Raw genomic sequence first — 4,276 nt, 5'->3', positions numbered from 1 at the left:
CCATTCTTTACCAGAATTCCAGCTTACTTTTATCTCGGAATTTGGTTTTTTCAACAAGCTTTATACAGTTTTGCCACGCTCGCACCGCGTACTAATGTGGGAATGGAAAATGGTGGTGTTGCCTATTGGGCGCACGCAGGCGGCTTCGTTTTTGGTGCCGTTCTCGGCCCACTTTTAGGATTGTTTTCCCAGCGATCGGAAGCTTGATTTCGGGTTGAATATAATGGTGGGCATTGCCCACCCGACATCCTCTGTAGAATATGTCGATAAGGTTATTCTTCAACAATACTTATTATCCATTTAATCCAGCCAAGAACCGTCGATGCTCTTCGTTCATATGTCTTATCAGAGTTGATATTATGCAAGTTAAAATCACGCATCATTTCAACAACTTCTTTCTTAGTTGAAACATAGCCTTGCTTGAAATATAGCTTCAGGGATTTGTTGAATATTTCATGAGTTAAAATTAATTCAATCAATTGAAGCTTTCTATCAAAAATAGAAAGTTCAAATAGCTTCATACCTTTTTCTGTGAGTTGATAAACTGATGTCCTATATTCTCGTTCACAATTGACTAAACCTAAATAAATAGCAGCATGAGAATAGTATCCTGCTTGCCTCCAACTAAAATCATATTCTTGAATTATTTCTTCTTTTGTCAAAGTAAGTTTTTGTTTTAGAAGTTCACATAGATTAATTATTCTTTCAAAAGAATCTGCTTGAGGAAAAGGAATGTTTAACTCTTGTACTATTAAAGATCTGTTTAAAATCTTTTGAATAATTTCAATATTTAATATGCTCTCTTCCCCGATTACATACTTTTGCTGTTTAATGAGTTTAATCGAATTGTAATGTTCAGCATTTGTAAAAATATATTCTCTTAAATGAAATAGGCCATTTGTATATGTCAAAAAAATAGGGCGAACTTTTTTATTTATCTTTTGTATCCACAGTTTATATGGATAGAATAATTGTCTAATCAGAAAGTCATCAGAAATATAATTTTTTGCTTCAATTATAATTAAGGACTCATTGCCTTCATATCCTCCATCAATTTCAATTTGAGACTTATTGACTTTTAATCGAAGTAGCTGTTTTTGCCCATCAATATCAATATTAAAATTAAAAGAGGATGAACTCATTCTCCCGCTTACCGTTGAATATAGCTCAGATTCGCCTGTGAAGTCTTGAATGATACCTGCTATAAATGCACAGTTGATTGCAGTTGCTTCACTTGTAATTTCTTCAGGATTTAAACTTTCTAAAAAACGAGGAAAATCTACTTTTTGCACTTTAGTGCTACTCTCATCTTTAGTAAAGTCATGAAATGCTTTAAATCTCCCAATAATATAATCACCTCTAGATATAGGGAGAATAGATAATTTACTATCGATGAATATCTTAGGAAGTTGAGAGCGATGATCGAACTTGGTCATCAATCTAGCTTCCCGAAATTCATTTATATCATTAGATGATATTAGAAAGTAATCTGTATTTTCAAGCTTATCTAATATTAAAAGCTTTTCAAATAGTTTCTCCCAAGCCACATCATTTTTAGACTCACTCATAATTTTTTATCAATACTTCTTCTACTTCACCTCTCTTCTCACCATCTGAGTTGATTGCGCGATTAGCCTTTATGATATGGATATGATAATCTACATAAAGCTCTTTAATGAAATTTGCACAAGAATTAGACTGTAAAAATTTAACTCCTCTTTTATCTAGTCGATCGCAAGCTTCTTTTAATCTAATTTGATCGGATTCATCCCATCCACCTTGTACATACCCAGTAAAGTTAGAGCTGTTGGAGACAGGATGATAAGGAGGATCTAAATACACAAAAGAATTTTTGTCTGCTTCTTTCAATACTGTCTCGTAGTCTGTATTCTCAATCCGAATATTGCTGGAGTTTAGGTAAGAATTTACAGCCCTAAGCGTCGGCTCATTTACTATGTTTGGGTTTTTATATTTTCCAAATGGCGAATTAAATTCACCAGAATTATTTACACGATACAATCCATTGTAACAAGTTTTATTCAGATATATAATCCTTGATGCTCTTTCTACATCACTCAAATTATTAAATGCTTCTGTCCTATCCAACGCACGTATATCGTAGAAATATTTGGATTCATTTTTGTGCCTATGAAGATCTACAATCAGATTTTCAAGGTCGTTTTTGATGACCTTATAAACATTTACAAGTTCTGCATTAAAGTCATTTATAATTGCACTTTTCGGTTGAAGATGAAAGAGTACAGCACCTCCACCAATAAATGGTTCAATGTATGATTTAATTCCTTTAGGTAGATGCTGTTCGATCTCAGGCATTATTTGTCTTTTACCTCCTACCCATTTTAAAAATGGTGCTACCAATTTATTTTTTACCATTGTTGTAGAATTTTAATCTAGAAATTTTATTAAGGAGGATCGCTATTAAATACAATTGAGTTTAACTTTCAGTGTTTGAGTATCAACCCCAAAGAGCTTTTTCAAACTATATTTAGGATCGAACAGAATTTAAGTACAATTGTACTTTACTATGATTTGGTGCTGTCGTCAATGCTTAATTGGCATAAAGAGGTAACATCATACAATAATTTAGTGTAAAAAATAGCTACCTCCATCTGGAGATAGCTATTCAACATCAAGGGTTTTCCTGAAAGTTATCAGAAATTACATATTATTCGATCGAGTGCTTCTGGTTGTTTTAATACTGCTGAAATTAGCTCTCAATTTTTGATGTGGGAACAGAGTTAGATCTGTGCAATAGTCTAGCTCGGCGTTGCTCTCTTAAACCTTTGTCTAGGATGGCGATGATTTCATCTAATTCTAAAGTCCATAAATCTAACAATCTGCCAGCTTCTCTGAGATTAGCGATATCTCTGGCTCTAGTTTCAGCATCGGGAATTTTGAATTGGTCATTCATAATTAATCATTCCAATTACGTTGGATTTCTTGTAGACTGGCAATACTTGCAGCTACTGTAGCTTTACCAGTTTCAATAGACATGTCTAATAAATTTAACATATCATTAGAAGCAACTGGCTGAGATTCAGCGGCTTTTAGGAGCAGAGTGTGTAGGCGAAAATAGGGAGACAATAACCTTTCCCTGATGTTTTGCAGTTCTTCAAGCTCAGGTAGAGTTTCAGACGTTTCGCCCTGTTGCTCTAATATTCTAAACTCTGTTGCCGTGGTCGCATCAATACACTCAACGATCTGACGTTGAAGTGTATTGATATTTGTGAGGACGGAATCTGGTAATTTAGCCACTGGTAAATCTGTCGATCGATAAACTCAAGATTTACTGTAGCAGGAGTTGCAATGTGAAGGATACCCACATTACAAACTGCAACTAAATTACCGCATATCGCCGATCGCACTCATAGCAGTAGCCGCGATCGCTTGTTCGGTAGCTTTGGGTAAGTGGTGATATTTACCATTAGCTTGCTTGGCTAATTCTTTAGCAAATCCAGTCGAGATAAATTTATTTTCGGTATCGATTACTAATAACTTAATTCCAATTGCTCGAATGCGGGAAGCAATATCTAATAGCTCTTGTTTGATGTCCGGTTTTTGCTCGGGATCGATCTCATCGCCCAAGGAACGCGCTAGCGGTACATTGCCACGTCCGTCGGTAATCGCGACAATTACGACTTGTCCGACATCGCCGGAACTTTGGGCATTGACACCTACCCGCACGGCTTGAGTCAAACCGTGTGCCAGCGGCGAACCGCCACCACAGGCGAGGCGTTCTAGGCGGCGCTTTGCCATCGCGATCGATCGCGTCGGCGGTAATAGTACTTCAGCTTGCTCGCCTCGGAAGGGAATTAGGGCTACTTGGTCGCGATTTTGATAGGCTTCAGTCAGTAACCGCATCACCGCGCCTTTGGCTGACTGCATCCGATTGAGCGCCATCGAACCCGAAGCATCTACTACAAATATTACCAAAGCACCCGATCGACGAGCTAATTTTTTGCCGCGAATATCGCCCGGTTCGACGATTACTTGGCGCTCGGGTTGGCGCAAGCGGCGGGATTTTTGATAGGGTGCGGCGGCGCGTAATGTGGCATCTACGGCAATTCTACGGACTTTCCCCTTGGGTAAAATCGGTTTGACATACCGCCCTCGATCTTCGGAAAATACCATGCTGCGGCTGCCGGATTTGCCCTGTTTCTGCTGGGCGGTTTGAGCGAAAAATAGCACGGTATCGTCGAGGATTACGCCTTCAATATCAAAGACAAATTCTTCGGGGATATTCGGCGGTTCTTCC

Annotated in this window: 5 protein-coding genes and 1 pseudogene; 1 reads left to right on the top strand and 5 read right to left on the bottom strand. The window is 37.9% G+C overall.

All coding sequences use genetic code 11. The features are described from left to right. Positions 1 to 207 (top strand): annotated as a pseudogene (locus RMO52_RS10440) (rhomboid family intramembrane serine protease); the annotation flags it as partial. A 65-nt stretch (positions 208 to 272) separates the two neighbouring features. On the opposite strand, the gene RMO52_RS10435 reads toward RMO52_RS10440, so the two are convergent. The 5 genes from RMO52_RS10435 to RMO52_RS10415 form a co-directional block, all read right to left on the bottom strand. After that, positions 273 to 1,568 (bottom strand): type II restriction enzyme, encoded by a 1,296-nt coding sequence (locus RMO52_RS10435; protein ID WP_310413731.1) that lies wholly within the window; start codon positions 1,566 to 1,568, stop codon positions 273 to 275. Further along, entirely contained in the window at positions 1,561 to 2,394 is an 834-nt protein-coding gene (locus RMO52_RS10430; protein WP_310413729.1) for a DNA adenine methylase, read from the bottom strand. The genes RMO52_RS10435 and RMO52_RS10430 overlap by 8 nt, the downstream gene beginning before the upstream one ends. 334 nt (positions 2,395 to 2,728) lie before the next feature. Continuing rightward, on the bottom strand, positions 2,729 to 2,932 hold the full coding sequence (locus RMO52_RS10425; protein ID WP_310413726.1) for a hypothetical protein: 204 nt from the start codon (positions 2,930 to 2,932) through the stop codon (positions 2,729 to 2,731). 2 nt (positions 2,933 to 2,934) lie between these two features. Then, positions 2,935 to 3,276 (bottom strand): hypothetical protein, encoded by a 342-nt coding sequence (locus RMO52_RS10420; protein ID WP_310413723.1) that lies wholly within the window; start codon positions 3,274 to 3,276, stop codon positions 2,935 to 2,937. Positions 3,277 to 3,363: 87 nt separating this feature from the next. Next, a partial coding sequence (locus RMO52_RS10415; RefSeq protein ID WP_310413720.1) for a VWA domain-containing protein occupies positions 3,364 to 4,276 on the bottom strand: 913 nt, incomplete at its 5' end.

The sequence above is a fragment of the Chamaesiphon sp. OTE_8_metabat_110 genome (assembly GCF_031382685.1).
GTDB lineage: Bacteria > Cyanobacteriota > Cyanobacteriia > Cyanobacteriales > Chamaesiphonaceae > Chamaesiphon.
This window is presented reverse-complemented; position numbering and strand designations above follow the sequence as displayed.